The organism is Haladaptatus sp. DYF46 (assembly GCF_021083305.1).
GTDB lineage: Archaea > Halobacteriota > Halobacteria > Halobacteriales > Haladaptataceae > Haladaptatus.
Genome location: NZ_JAJFAY010000001.1, coordinates 23,646 through 37,594, shown reverse-complemented (window position 1 = coordinate 37,594; position 13,949 = coordinate 23,646). Strand labels below are relative to the sequence as shown.

Genomic DNA, 13,949 nt, shown 5'->3' with positions numbered 1-13,949 from the left:
TATAATACCACCCTGATCGCCCAAATCTCTTCAATAGAATTGAATTTTAGTGTATGGCCGCGAGAGTGTTCAGAAGGCGTAATATCGCAATATTTTCCGGACGTCAAGCGTCGCTGACCGACGATAATCGCATGATTCTACCGAGTAATTGCTAATTACCAATTCCATATTGCGCTAACAGTCCGAAAGAATGAAGTAATGATGTGATGTATCAACATGCGTCATGCGAGGTAAAATTGAGGGTTGGATGATGGAGCATCCGTGGACGATCAACGCGGCATTCGGTCTTATGTTCGCGACCGTTATCCTTTCGGACTGGGGAGTTTCTCCCTTGGAGAGTGCAGCGGGCACTCATGGGCCGTAATCACAGTACCGACTCCAATTCAGCGGACCAGTACAGTTCCCCATTGAAAATTATCGGTATTTTTGCCCGTGTGAGGAGCGATGTGAGTTCAGCGCGGGTTAACGTGAACGTCGGAACGTTTCCACTGAGATACATCTCGTTCACTCCTTTTATATATGGCTGGTAATTGCTCCCGGGGTGTTGTTCGGTTACCAGCTGGTAGGAGAGTTCGAATTCGGAGGCACTGACGGCGGTCAGATCACCGACAGCGGGGAACGTGTTGTCACACTGTGTTAGTTGGTGCGTTCCGTCGCCGACGACGGCGTAATCCTTGTTCATCATGATCCGCCGGCGCGCCAGTTGTAACGCCCGCTGAATGCTGAACCCGTTTACCACCAACTGTGCGAACGAGACGCCGACCTTCCCGGCCTGTTTGTTGAGGACCTTGTTGAACGTCACGGCACCCGCCACGCTTCCCTTCTTGACCAACTCCATGCCTTGCTGGTAGGAACCGCAGGCGTTCAGGAAGAAGGTCTGAGCGTTGCTTTCATCGATACTCGATACCGAGAGGTGACCGTCCGTACATCGCAGTCCCGAGTCCTCGCAGTGGCCGATGTAGTGGATGAAATCACAGGGTTGTTCGAGCGTCTCGGCGAGTTCCCCTCGTGAAAGGTGCTGGCGAACCGTAACGTCGATGGGGAGGTCCTCCGACCGCTCCAGGTATATCTCCGCGACGTCCTCGTGTTCGTCGCCCATCAGATCATCGTTCAGTATCAACGTCACCGAGATGTCGCCGCTCGACCGGTCGAAGTACTTGAATCGGTTTTCGTAGGCGCTCGGATCCGCTTTGAACACGTCGATGGGAACCCCCTCTGCAAGCCAGCCGTGAACTTGGCCCTTCTGTAACACCGGTTTCACCCGCTCGATCGAGGAGACGCCCTCCGTCGCCCGAGACGTATCTCGCTCGGCAATCCCCTGCGACGCCGGTGTCCGAGGGTTATCGCGGTAGAAATCGCCGAGCGATACGTCGAGGAGTTCGTTCTGTTCGAGCGGGGACGATTCCGGGAGGTAGATGGCACTCAGGTTCGAGAGGAGGTACGGGAGCGCCGAAACATTGTCCACCGATGGCTCGACGTACATGGACAGGTGCCATTCGGGGAGTCTCTCGTCGATGCGCTCGAAGTCGAGGAGGTCGTACTCGACGAACTGCTGACCGGGAGTCGCCTCGTACGTCGCTTCCGGGTCGATGTCGAGTTCGTTCAACAGGGACAACTCCGCGAGGTCCCAACTGTGTGGTCCCTCGTTCCGAACGAGACAGTCCAGAAAGAACACCCGCCGCAACATGGACGCGACCTCCGTTTGATACGACGGGAGCGGGTTGAAATCGTACGTGAAGTTGGCTTCGGGGACGACGAGCAGGGGAGCATCACGCTCCTCCACGTGAACGTCCGCCTGTAGATAGTACGCGAGCGGCGCGGTGACGAACAGCGTCTCCAAGTCGTCGGGAACCCGTATTTCGATTCCGGAGTTCTTTTTCTGCTGTCGTACCGGTTCCGGGATGTTCAACTCCGCTCCCACCTCGAACCGCGGCGGATGGCCGCGGAGGGTCGGATACGACCGGTCCGGACCGGTCGTCTTGTGCGAGGAGGAAGCGTAGGAGATGGCCGTCGCCACGCCCTCGGCCGTCGGTGGGACGGTTATCGTATCCACGGGAATCTTGTGATGGCTTCGAAAGCCGAGCGTAACCGGGATTTTCCGCGGGAAATCGATGATTAACGAGCCGAAGTCGTCGGTCTTTCGAATGATCGCCGGCCCGGAAAAACGGAGATACGTCTTGATGTTTCCGTGGATGTTCGCCAGATATTGGCCGTCGGACAGTTCGAGGGGTTCGGTGTCGTTACCGTGTTCGTAGCGGGCACCCGTTTCGACTTCAGTGACGCTAACGAGGCTTGGCGGGAGGGACAGTTTCGAGGCACGGCCCGAGACGGATTCGTCGATCGGGCGGTTGATGGCTTCCGCCCCCGCTACCGTCTCCCAATCGGGCGCACGTACGGTAACGCCGGTTTTCGTCCGGTCGGACGCACGAACCCCGGATCCCGTTTCCTCCCACTCTATCATACCGGTAATAGAATCGTTATCTCACTGTTAGTTTATATTTCTGTCGGGGACGTATCCGTATTGCACGAAAGGTAAACTTATACGCCGTGGTGTCCGGGTGTTTCACATGGAGTACGATACCATCCGGGCGGTTGACCCGGACGTCGCCGACGCGCTCGAAGCGGAAGTCGAACGCGAACGCGACACGTTGGAAATGATAGCCAGCGAGAACTTCGTCAGCGAAGCGGTACTCGAAGCGCAGGGGAGCACGCTGACGAACAAGTACGCGGAAGGCTATCCAGGCGAGCGGTACTACGGCGGCTGTGAGCACATCGATACGGTCGAGAGCCTCGCCATCGAGCGCGCGAAGGAACTGTGGGGAGCGGAACACGTCAACGTCCAACCGCACAGCGGGTCCCAAGCGAACATGGGCGTCTACCTCTCCGTCCTCGAACCGGGCGACAAAATCCTCTCGCTGGACCTGACCCACGGCGGCCACCTCAGCCACGGACACAAGGTGAACTTCGCCGGGAAACTCTACGAGGTCGAACAGTACGAGGTGGACCCCGAAACCGGCTATCTCGACTATGACGAGATATACGCTCACGCGGAGGAGTTCGACCCCGACATCATCGTTTCCGGGTACTCCGCCTACCCGCGGCAGGTCGAATGGGAGCGGATTCAGGAGGCCGCCGACGCGGCGGACGCGTACCACCTCGCCGACATCGCCCACATCACGGGCCTCGTGGCGGCGGGCGAGCACCCCTCGCCGGTCGGCATTGCCGACTTCGTCACCGGGTCGACGCACAAGACCATCCGCTCGGGCCGCGGCGGCATCATCATGTGCGACGAGGAGTACGCCGACGCCGTCGATACGGCGGTCATTCCCGGCATGCAGGGCGGCCCCCTCATGCACAACATCGCGGGCAAAGCAGTCGGGTTCAAGGAGGCCCTCGAACCCGAGTTCGGGGAGTACGCCGCCCAAACCGTCGAGAACGCGAAGATCCTCGCGCAGACGTTTCAGGACAACGGCTTCGGCCTCGTCTCCGGCGGAACGGACACCCACCTCGTCCTCGTCGACCTGCGCGAATCCCACGAGGACGTGACGGGAAAAGACGCCGAAGAGGCGCTGGAAGACGTGGGAATCGTCCTCAACGCGAACACTGTTCCGGGCGAGACGCGTTCCCCCTTCGTCGCCAGCGGCATCCGCGCCGGGACGCCCGCGCTGACGACCCGCGGGTTCGACGCCGACGACACGGAACGCGTCGGCGAACTCATCGCGCGCACGATCAATCATATAGGAGACGAAGACGTGAAGGCCGAAGTCGCGGAGGAAGTGCAGGCGCTCTGCGACGCGAACCCGCTGTACGAGTAATCGACTCCCGATTTTTCCCTTCGAGACGACACACCTAATTCGGCACGCCGTGAGTCACTACCATGCCGGAACAGCTAGCGGGCTTCAAGCGTGCCGACATCGTGTTCACCGACGGAACATCCCTCGCGGACGTAACCGTCGCCATCTATCCGGGTTGGATTCGAATCCAGACCGAATCGGCAAACCAGTTCCATCCGCGCGAACAGGTCGATAGGATTCAGTCGAGTCGGTAGCCCGTGGATAGTCAAGATTGTGCATATATTCAGATTTTAAATCCCAGAAATGCGCACGAACCCGAATGTTGAAGGGGCTTCGAGTCACATTCTTCGGTAATGACGGACATCATCGACGGACGCGCAGTGGCGGAGGGTATTCGAACGGACCTCGGCGAGAGCATCCAGACGCTGAAGGCGGAGGGTGTAACGCCGGGATTGGCGACGGTCCTCATGAGCGACGACCCCGCGAGCGAGACGTACGTGTCGATGAAACAGCGCGACTGCGAGGAGGTCGGTATCAACGGGATTCATATCGAAATCGACCCCGACGCTCCCGCCGAGGAACTGTACGACACCATCGACGACCTGAACGAGGACCCCGAAGTACACGGCATTCTCGTCCAGATGCCGGTTCCCGACCACGTAGATTCGCGGCAGGTCCTCCGCGCCATCGACCCGAAAAAGGACGCCGACGGCTTCCACCCGGAGAACGTCGGGATGCTCGTCGCGGGACACCCTCGATTCAAGCCCTGTACGCCGCACGGGGTCCAGAAACTCCTCGAATCGGCGGACGTGGACCCGGAAGGGAAGGACGTCGTCATCGTCGGCCGGTCGAACATCGTCGGCAAACCGCTGGCGAACCTCCTCATTCAGAAAGCCGACGGCGGCAACGCGACGGTGACGGTGTGTCACTCCCGCACCGCCGACCTCGCGGCGAAGACCCGCGATGCGGACGTCGTCGTCGCGGCCTGCGGCGTCCCCGAACTCATCGACGAGTCGATGCTCTCGGACGGCGTGACCGTCATCGACGTCGGCGTCAACCGCGTCGACGCGGACAACGAGAAGGGCTACGAACTCGTCGGCGACGTGGACTTCGACAGCGCAAAGGAGAAGGCGAGCGCCATCACGCCCGTTCCGGGCGGCGTCGGCCCGATGACCCGAGCGATGTTGCTCTACAACACGGTGAAGGCCGCCGGAGAACAGGAGGGCGTCGAAGTCGAACTGCCGTAGTCGTCCGGTCGTCCGCGACTGCGACTACGCCAACCGAGAGAGCGTGTCCCGACTGCTCGCGAGTGCGTCCAAATCGCCTTCGTCGAAGTACCGCGCCAAATCGCGCGCAGCGGAGACGAGGGCTTCGGCGCTGTCGATGTCGATGCCGCCTTCGAGCGCCTGGGCGCGGCGGACGTGTTCACCCAAGGTTTCGAGCGTGTTTCTCCCCTCCCGGTCCACGTCGTGTTCCCTCGCCCACTCGCCCATCTCGCCGTGGTACTCCTTGAGCGACTCCGCGTCCGCCAGCCCCCGAATCTCGTAAATCGACTCGGGGAGGTCACGGGCGTCGGGTCGTTCGCCCTCGTCGGCCCCGCGGAGGAGCGAGAAGAAGTATATCTCCTCGTCGTCCGTCATCCGCATCGAGCGACTGAACAGTTCCCCGGCGTGTCGAAGTTCGCCCGCCGCGAGGTACGTGTCGTCCAACAGGAGGAGTTCGCCGCCGCTGATGAACCCGCGTTTTCTGCGGTACTCGCTCGCCGCTTCCGCCGCGCTGGTCGCGACTTCGCGAACGGGTTCCCTGTCGAGTGCGTCGCGTACGTCGGCCAGTTCGAGCATCGCCGGACTGTCGGTGTGTTGCATCCGATCCTCGTCCAAGCCGACGCTCTGCATGCTCTCGCAGTTCGGACAGGTGACGCTTCCCGTCTCGTAGTACGACCACTGGGTCCCACAGTTCTTGCACTCGCGGGTTCCGCGGACTTTCATGTCCCACGATTGCGCTTCCGGGGTGAAAACTCTCACGCGCGACGGACGTGCTCGGTAGCGCCGCGGACGCCTGCACCGACCACCCCGTAGATTTATCAGCGGTCACGAACTACGTGAAGGTACCATGTCGAGTGAAACACGCTCGGAGGATAGAGTAAGTCGCCTCGTGGCGGCTGGTCGAGAAATTCTCGGCCACGTGTCGCACTGCTGATTCTGCGGAGTATTCGGTCGGATCGGACGACTCGCTCGTTACCGAGGAGACGCCGGTCTCCGCCGAGAACACGGACGACGGCGTGTCGCTGACCGTTTCCGGCGAGACGTACGACCTGACCAGACGCGAGGCCGACCGGTTGCGCGAAGCGCTGGGACGGGCACTGACCGAACGCCGCGAGTTCTTCCGCACGGCGGGCGAGTACAGGGACGACGGGAGTTACGTCGTCTCGCGCCGCGGCGCCGACTCCGCCGGGCACCGAAAGGTGTTCGAGCGGTTCGACGCGTTGGTGGACCTGTACGAACGACTGCCGGGGACGTTCACCGCGGAGGAGGTGGGTGAGCGCGGATTGACCGGCGGACGACGGCACATACTCGTCCACCACCTCGCGGAACACCCCGATTTCGACTGCGAACTCGTCTCGCATCAACCGCTCACGGGACGGAAGGCGGACGAGGGAACGACGAACTCCACGGAGGGAAGCGACCCCGAGAACTGAGTTACCGAGTGGTGAACGCTTTTCGCGGTGGACTCCCTCGTCCCGCGTATGACACGACCAGCAACGCCGCGACCGTCCACGTTCTCCATCGTCGCGCGTGACCCCGAACAGGACGCCGTCGGCGTCGCCGTCCAATCGAAGTTCATCAGCGTCGGGAGCGTCGTCCCGTTCGTCAGCGCGGATGCGGGGGCAATCGCCACGCAGAGCTTTGCCAACGTCGCATACGGCCCGGACGGACACGATCTTCTCCGACGGGGGAAGTCCGCGAAGGAGGTCGTGATGGAACTCACCGGTGCGGACCCCGAGTTCGAATCGCGCCAAGTCGGCGTCGTGAAATCGCCGGTCGCCATGCGCGACCAAGGCATCTCCGAGGGGTCGGACGAGGAGGGCGAAACCATCGCGGCGTTCACGGGTGTGGATTGTTTCGACTACGCGGGCGACATCCAAGGCGACCACTACACCGTACAGGGAAACATCCTCGAAAACCGCGAAACGCTCGAAGCGATGGCGGAAACCTTCGAGGAATCCGAGGGTGGCCTGCCGGAACGACTCATCGGAGCGCTCCACGCGGGCAACGACGCCGGTGGCGACAAACGCGGCGAGCAGAGCGCCGCGCTGTACATCGCCAAGCCGGAGGGCGGGTACGAGGGACGAAACGACCGCTGGGTGGACGTTCGCGTGGACGACCACGAGAAACCCATCGACGAACTGGAACGAATCTTCAAAATCTACGACGTGACCCTGCTGGAACGCGAGGAAGCCGACGAAACGCAGGAGTTGACCGGCGACACGGCGGAACGTGTGTCCGAAACGCTGGTCGAACTCGGACTGTTCGACGGCACGCCGTCGGCGACGTTCGGCGAGGGCGAACGCGGCGCGCTCGAAGACTTCCGCGGCATGAACAACTTCGAGAACCACTCGATCCCCGTGCTGGAGGACGCCCTCGCCCGCGGATGGGACGACGCCGACGGGGACGGCGAGGAGCGGATGGTCGATGCGCTCTGGCATGGCTTGTCCCGCCTCGACCGAAAGTAGCGGGCGAAGTCGACCGACCGCCGGAGATTCAGCTTACGCCCGTACTCGCGCCGACATACATAACCCACAGAATCACGAACCGATACGATATGCGCGACGAAGAGGAGATACGAGAGCAGTACGAGTTCCTCAAAGAACAGCTCGAAAGCGACGAAATGAACCATCAGGGAATCCGCGAGATGTTCACGCATTACAAGCGGGCGTTGGGGTGGACGCTGGAGGAGGAGTACATCTGACTTTTTTCCAGCCAGTCAACGGCAGTTATCGAAATCGTTACCTTTAAGTCATTACACCGTATTGTTGCAGTTGACGCTTCGCTTTGGAGGGCCGAAGCGTCAGCGGGGACCAATTCAGGGCGGCAAGCGGTACGCGGGGTCTTTTCGCCCCCGCGTGTTCCGCTTTCCTTTCGAAAATCAATCAACGAGCGACTGCTTTCTGTAAGGCGACAAGCGCACGCGCAGTGTTTAATAATGCCCATTCCACATGCTCCGTACCCATCCTACTTGCCCCACGAGAGACGTCGTTATCGGACGATATTTCGGACGCGAACCGATGAGAAGACGGGAAGTGACGGGGGACTACTGCTGGACGACGAACCGGCCGGTCAGACGACCGAGAGCGATTCGGTCATGTCGCCGACCGAAAGCCAGTAGTCGCCGGTATCGACGACCAGTTCGCCGCGGGAGAACACGTCGCCGAGGACGTTGGCGAGCGGGAGCACCGTCGAGCGAACGTCGACGCGGGCGGTCTCGCCGGCGTCGAGGGAAACGCGCTCGAAACCGACGACGACTTCCTGCGGATACATGACTTCGCCGTGTTCGCGACCGCCGTAAACCGGGACGACCGTCTCGCCCGCCGTATCGCCCGTGTTCTGCACCGTAACGGAGACGGTGACGTCGTCCGTCGCCGCCTTCTGTGGCAGTTCCGTCGGGCTGATTTCGAGGTCGCTGTACTCGAACTCGGTGTAACTCATCCCGTGTCCGAACGGGAACAGCGGCGTCTCGTGCGACCGTGGCGGGTCGGTGTTGCCCTCCGCGTTGAACTCGTCCGGCGGGAAATTGTTGTGGACGTTGGGGAGTTGCCCGGTCCCCGTCGGCCACGTGAACGGCAACCGACCGCTCGGGTTGGCGTCGCCGAACAGCGTCGCGGCGACCGCCGGTCCCGCCGCGGTTCCCGGAAGGTAGGCCATCAGCGACGCCGAGAGATGATCGAACACCGACGTTCCGCGCGGACGACCGGCCATGATGACGCCCACCGTCGGGGTGTCCATCTCCGCCACCGTCTTTACGAGTCGCCGTTGTGCGTCCGGAAGGGCGAGCGTGTCGGTGTCGCCCTGTTCCTCCGCGTACGGTCCCTCGCCGAGGACCGCCACGACCACATCGGCGCACTCCGCCGCGTCGCGGACCGACTCCTCGTTCGAGAACTCGTGGAGGCCGGTCGGAACGTGCGTGACGGACGCCCCGGACGCTGCCTCGGAAATGCCGTCGAGAACCGTGGTCGCCGGTGGCTCCGTGTCGCCGACGCCCTGCCACCCGAGCGACCAGCCACCCATCTGGTTCGCCACGCTGTCGGCGCTCGGTCCGGTGACGAGAATCGACCCCGCGTCGGACCCGAGCGGAAGCGTTCCGTCGTTGGTGAGCAGGGTCATCGATTCCGTTGCCACGTCCCGCGCGAGGTCACGACCTTCGGAGACGACGTCCTCGACCTTCGAGGGTTCGGCGTAGGGGTTCTCGAACAACCCGAGGTTCTCCTTGAACGCGAGGACGTTCGTCACCGCGTCGTCGATGCGTTCCATCGAGACGCTCCCCTCGTCCACGAGTTCGATGAGCCGTTGCTGGTAGCCCTCGGCGTCGTCGCCCTCGATGCCCGCCGCCGGGACCATGTACATGTCGATACCCGCGTTGATGCCCAATCGGGTCGCCTCCTTCAGGTCCTCCGCGAACCCGTGGACCTTTATCATCCGATAGAAGTCGTGCCAGTCGGTGACGACCATCCCCTCGAAGCCGAGTTGGTCGCGGAGGATGTCCGTGAGGAGTTCCTTCGACGCGTGTGCGGGAACGCCGTTCAACGATCCGCTGTTGACCATCACCGTCTCCGCTCCCGCCGTGATACCCGCGCCGTACGGAGGGAGGAACGTGCTCACGAACGTCCGGTACGGCAACAGGGCCGAGGTCCTGTCGTTCCCGTTCTCCGGTGCCGAGTATCCGGCGAAGTGTTTGACGCTGGCCCCGGTTCGCTTGTAGCCGTTCGTCTCCTCCTCGTAGCCGCGGACCTTCGAGGCGACCAACCGGGACGCCAGATACGGGTCCTCGCTGAATCCCTCGTAAAAGCGACCCCAACGCGGATCGCGCTGGAGGTCCGCGACGGGAGAGAAGTTCCAGTGGGTCCCCGTGACGCGCATCGTTCGACTCGTTATCGACGCCATCTCCTCGGCGGCGTCCGCGTCCCACGTCGCCCCGACGCCGTGGTTGTGCGGGAAGATGGTCGCTCCCTCGATGTTGTTGTTCCCGTGGACCGAGTCGATACCGTAGACGAACGGAACCCCGAGGCGAGTGTCCTCGACCATCGCTTTCTGCCGCACGTCGCTCTCGCGTGCGACCTCCTCGGGATCGAACGAGGGCAGGTACATCAGCGACCCCGGCTTGTACTTCCGGAGCGCCTCGGCCGGATTTTCGCTCGAAACCTCGCTCGCGGCCATCTGTGTCATCTGTCCGACCTTCTCTTCGAGCGTCATCTCGTCGACGAGGTTCGTCACCCGGTCGCTGGGCGTCGTCTGCGCCGTCGCGATGGCCGATTCGCCGAGGTAGCTAGCGAGCGCCGCCGTCAGCGCGATTCCACCCGACTGTTGCATGAAATCACGCCGCGATGAACCGCTTGTGGTATCCTTTCGCATGCCCCAAAGTCTGAGAAAAGGAAGGGGTTAAGATTTTTTCTCTATCCGATACAAATTATTATTGAATAGATTTGAATTTGAAATGGATGCGGCCGATCTACAAGTCATCGTAGAACGCGAAAAACGATTTTCGAGGGTACCGACGCGACAGCGGGGCCGGACGGGTGTTCCCAGCGACTCTGATGAGCGCCGAACCGGACGAACACGGCGGATTTCGAATTATTCGATTTCGAGCGTTCCGTCCGTGTCGTCTTGGCCTTCCTTCCATTCGAGTTCGAACTCGACGCTGAGTTCGTTTCGACCGGACGACGAACTCTCGCGTTCCGCCTTCACCTCGAACGACGGACGGTTCGGCGGGTCGAGCGTCACCGACTGACTCCCCGCATTCAGCGTTATCGACTCGCCTTCGTCGAGTTTGTCTGCGACGGCACGAAGGTAGTTGGCGATTTCGCTACGGCTTCGATCTTCTTCGGTTTCGAACAGGACTTCTTCGGGCATGTCACTAGAAACGACGCGGACGGTGATAAGTACGAGGCACCACGGAGACGAGATGCCCGTCGAAACTGTCGGAACCAATATTCTTATTGCAACCAGACACGTCAACTATATTAACCATGCACGAGTTGACGGGATTTCAGCGGGACATACTGTACGTCATCGCCGGGCACGGCGAACCACACGGACTCGCGATTCAGGAGGATCTCGAGAACTACTACGACACGGAGGTACATCACGGGCGACTCTACCCCAACCTCGATGCACTCGTCGACGAGGGACTCGTGGAGAAAGGCAAGCGTGACGAGCGAACGAACTACTACACATTGACCGCACACGGCGAAAAACACATCGAGGAACGCCGCGCGTGGGAAGCACGGTTCATCGATTGAACGGGTCGTCAGTCGGCGTCGTCGCCGTCGGTCGGTGTCGGGGACCGAACGGTCATCTCCTCGTCCGGAACCGGCGAGGTTGCATCGACCGATCCCGCCGATTCCGTCGGGTCGTGCGGCGGTTGCGGATACTCCGTTCCGTTCCGTAGATACGTCGGGTCGACCGCCCACGGTTCGATGGGGCTCCCGGTGATGAGTTCCGGCAGCACGATTTTCACGAAGTGAACGACGAGGACGAGTATCATCGGCCCGAGGAAGATGCCGTACCACCCGAACAACAGGGGGCCGAAGATGTACGCGAGCATGACCATCCCGACGTGGAGGTTGCGCCCCGAAACGTACGGCCGTAAAACGAGGTCCGGGATGGTGTCCACGATCACGAGCGAAACGAGCGCGAATACCACGGGGAACCAGAGGATGCCGGGGTCGCGGGTCATCAAGGCCTCCGCGCTGATGACGCCGGTCACGGGGAAGTAGACGAGTTTCATCCCGACGACCGGAATCAGGCTGGCGACGCCCGTCAGCAGTCCGATGACAGTCGGGTACGGAATCCCCAACCCGGGCGGGGCTATCATGTCGAGGAGGTTGTAGGAGATGGCCCCGATGGTTCCCGTCATGAACGCGTTGAGTATGTTGCCGAAGAAGATGCTGTTGAAGTCCGAATCGACGTGGTGGACGTACGCTTCGAGGACGCCGCCGCTGTCGGCGAACGTCCGGTGAAACCACCGCGAGAGTTTGTGGTCGTCGCGGAGGAGGTAGAACGCGATGGCGATCATCACGAACAGGTGGAGGGCTCCGTTCCCGACGAAGGCGAGGTATTTGAACGTCGAACCGAACGCCTGTTCGATGAGCTTCGTGTTGTTCCCGTTTTCGAGGAGTTGCTCGGGATTCTGGACGAGTTTGGAGAAGTCACCGTACTGCCGTATCGGCTCTGGAAGGGTACCAAGGTTGGCCGTCTGTGCGACCGTCGTGAGTTCGTGAAACGCGATGAGGAGCGTGTACGAGACGAGCAAAATCGCGGGGAGGGCGAGGACGAGTAACGCGACGGCGGCGGCGAGGCTTCGCGGGCGAACCCGCTGCTGAAGCCGACGGTAGACGGGCCGCGTCGCATAGTAGAGAAACAGACCGAAGACGAACGTCCCGATGAACGAATAAATAACGAACAGCGCCGCGAGGCCGAGCATCCCGCCACCGGCCCACCACGCCGCCCGTGATTTGTCAATGTTCAATCCGGAGACCATACAACAGAAGTTTGCGGGCTGGGCTTAAAGATTTCGCGCCCGACAGACAGATAGCAACAACCCTTTTAACCGATTACGGCCGTAGTACGTGGAGTGCCCGGAGTAGATTCCCTCCTCGCGTCGGCCACGTTGGAAAGCGATGTCACCCGTATCGCAGTCGCCGGAGCGCTCGGGCTCTTCCTCGGATTGGAGCGCGAATGGTCCCAGAAATCCGCCGGGATTCGAACGTTTACGCTCATCAGCCTGCTCGGCGCGGCGTTCACCATCATCGACAAGGACGTGTTGCTCGCCTTGGGTGGTCTGCTCGTCATCGTGCAAGGGATTTTGCTCGCGGTGCAGGGCCTGATGGACGACGACGAGGACACCGGTCTCTCGCTCACCACGTCCGTCTCGATGCTCGTGACGTTCGGCGTCGGCGTGCTGGTCGCGGAGGGCTACATCCTCGTCGGCGTCACAGTCGCCGTCGTCTCGTCGCTCCTCCTCGTGTTGAAGCGCGAACTGCACTCGTTCGCGTGGGGGCTATCCCGGGAGGAACTGCGCTCCGCCGGGGAGTTCGCCATCCTCGCGTTCGTCATCTACCCGCTTCTCCCGCGCGGCGAAGTCACCTTCGGTGGCATCACGTTGAGTCCACGGCTCATCTGGCTGATGGTCGTGACCGTCGCCGCAATCGGCATCGCGAACTACGCGGTCGTCGAGACGTACGGCGGACGAGGGATCGCAGTCACCGGCTTTTTCGGTGGATTGGCTTCCTCGACTGCCGTGGTCGGCACGATGCTCGATCACGTTCGCCAGCAACCCGAGGCCGCGAGTTACGGCGTCGCCGCCATCCTCCTCGCCGACGCCGCGATGGCGCTCCGAAACCTCGTCATCGCGTTGGCGTTCACCGTCGGCAACCCGGACAAGACGCTGTACGGAGCCATCATCCCGCTGGGAACCATCATCGTCGGCAGCGTCGCAATCGCGGCCTACTCCGCCGACTGGTCCCAGCAGATGGACATCGACCTCGAAAGCCCGTTTTCGCTCCGAAACGCCCTCGGGTTCGGCGTCATCTTCCTCCTCGTCGTGGTCGGCGGCGCGGTGGCGAAGAGCCAGTTCGGCCAGACGGGGTTCTACCTCACCGCGCTCCTCTCGGGACTCGTTTCGAGCGCGGGCGTGACGGCGTCCGCGGTGACGCTCTACAGCGGCGGCAACGTGAGCCAACAGACGGCCGTCTTCGGTATCCTGCTCGCGACGGGATCGAGCATCCTCGTCAAAGCGGCGCTGACGATTTCCGCCCCGAACAGGAAGTTCGCCTACCGAATCGCGGTTTGGAGTACGGTCCTGCTCGCCGGGTCGGGGGTCGCCGCGCTCTTCGCCGTGATGTGAGGTACTATAACGAATTTTTTAAAGCGGGGCTATCCG

The 13,949-nt window shown here is 61.7% G+C and carries 13 protein-coding genes; 8 read left to right on the top strand and 5 right to left on the bottom strand.

The features are described 5' to 3' along the window. Positions 1–364 precede the first annotated feature (364 nt). Entirely contained in the window at positions 365–2,461 is a 2,097-nt protein-coding gene (locus LJF34_RS00205) for a hypothetical protein (protein ID WP_231182623.1), read from the bottom strand. A gap of 106 nt (positions 2,462–2,567) precedes the next feature. Between LJF34_RS00205 and glyA the strand changes: the two genes are divergently transcribed. From glyA to LJF34_RS00190, 3 genes are all read left to right on the top strand, one after another. Beyond that, on the top strand, positions 2,568–3,815 hold the full coding sequence (gene glyA, locus LJF34_RS00200) for a serine hydroxymethyltransferase (protein ID WP_231182622.1): 1,248 nt from the start codon (positions 2,568–2,570) through the stop codon (positions 3,813–3,815). Positions 3,816–3,877: 62 nt separating this feature from the next. Then, positions 3,878–4,048, top strand: a complete 171-nt coding sequence (locus LJF34_RS00195) for a hypothetical protein (protein ID WP_231182621.1) — start codon at positions 3,878–3,880, stop codon at positions 4,046–4,048. 99 nt (positions 4,049–4,147) lie between these two features. Continuing rightward, positions 4,148–5,041, top strand: a complete 894-nt coding sequence (locus LJF34_RS00190) for a bifunctional methylenetetrahydrofolate dehydrogenase/methenyltetrahydrofolate cyclohydrolase (protein ID WP_231182620.1) — start codon at positions 4,148–4,150, stop codon at positions 5,039–5,041. 24 nt (positions 5,042–5,065) lie between these two features. Here LJF34_RS00190 and LJF34_RS00185 read toward each other — a convergent pair whose 3' ends face one another. Beyond that, on the bottom strand, positions 5,066–5,782 hold the full coding sequence (locus tag LJF34_RS00185) for a TFIIB-type zinc ribbon-containing protein (protein ID WP_231182619.1): 717 nt from the start codon (positions 5,780–5,782) through the stop codon (positions 5,066–5,068). Between the two features lie 293 nt (positions 5,783–6,075). Here LJF34_RS00185 and LJF34_RS00180 point away from each other — a divergent pair, with 293 nt between their 5' ends. The 3 genes from LJF34_RS00180 to LJF34_RS00170 all read left to right on the top strand — a co-directional run bounded on the left by LJF34_RS00180 (position 6,076) and on the right by LJF34_RS00170 (position 7,763). Continuing rightward, entirely contained in the window at positions 6,076–6,492 is a 417-nt protein-coding gene (locus LJF34_RS00180; RefSeq protein WP_231182618.1) for a hypothetical protein, read from the top strand. Between the two features lie 48 nt (positions 6,493–6,540). Further along, complete coding sequence (locus LJF34_RS00175) at positions 6,541–7,527, top strand: DUF1028 domain-containing protein (RefSeq protein WP_231182617.1); 987 nt, start codon at positions 6,541–6,543, stop codon at positions 7,525–7,527. Positions 7,528–7,616: 89 nt separating this feature from the next. Further along, positions 7,617–7,763, top strand: a complete 147-nt coding sequence (locus LJF34_RS00170; protein ID WP_231182616.1) for a hypothetical protein — start codon at positions 7,617–7,619, stop codon at positions 7,761–7,763. A 368-nt stretch (positions 7,764–8,131) separates the two neighbouring features. On the opposite strand, the gene LJF34_RS00165 is transcribed toward LJF34_RS00170, so the two are convergent. Next, entirely contained in the window at positions 8,132–10,420 is a 2,289-nt protein-coding gene (locus LJF34_RS00165; protein ID WP_231182615.1) for a glycoside hydrolase family 3 N-terminal domain-containing protein, read from the bottom strand. Between the two features lie 219 nt (positions 10,421–10,639). Further along, a complete protein-coding gene (locus LJF34_RS00160; protein WP_231182614.1) occupies positions 10,640–10,918 on the bottom strand; it encodes an amphi-Trp domain-containing protein in 279 nt (92 codons plus the stop codon). Between the two features lie 116 nt (positions 10,919–11,034). Here LJF34_RS00160 and LJF34_RS00155 point away from each other — a divergent pair, with 116 nt between their 5' ends. Further along, positions 11,035–11,307 carry a helix-turn-helix transcriptional regulator gene (locus tag LJF34_RS00155; RefSeq protein ID WP_231182613.1) on the top strand — a complete coding sequence of 91 codons (273 nt, stop codon included), beginning with the start codon at positions 11,035–11,037 and terminating at the stop codon, positions 11,305–11,307. An 8-nt stretch (positions 11,308–11,315) separates the two neighbouring features. Here the strand turns inward: LJF34_RS00155 and LJF34_RS00150 are convergent, their stop codons facing one another. Then, positions 11,316–12,548: an AI-2E family transporter gene (locus tag LJF34_RS00150; RefSeq protein WP_231182612.1), complete on the bottom strand. Its 1,233-nt coding sequence runs from the start codon at positions 12,546–12,548 to the stop codon at positions 11,316–11,318. 93 nt (positions 12,549–12,641) lie between these two features. Here LJF34_RS00150 and LJF34_RS00145 point away from each other — a divergent pair, with 93 nt between their 5' ends. Beyond that, positions 12,642–13,913: an MgtC/SapB family protein gene (locus LJF34_RS00145; RefSeq protein WP_231182611.1), complete on the top strand. Its 1,272-nt coding sequence runs from the start codon at positions 12,642–12,644 to the stop codon at positions 13,911–13,913. The last annotated feature ends 36 nt before the right edge of the window (positions 13,914–13,949 follow it).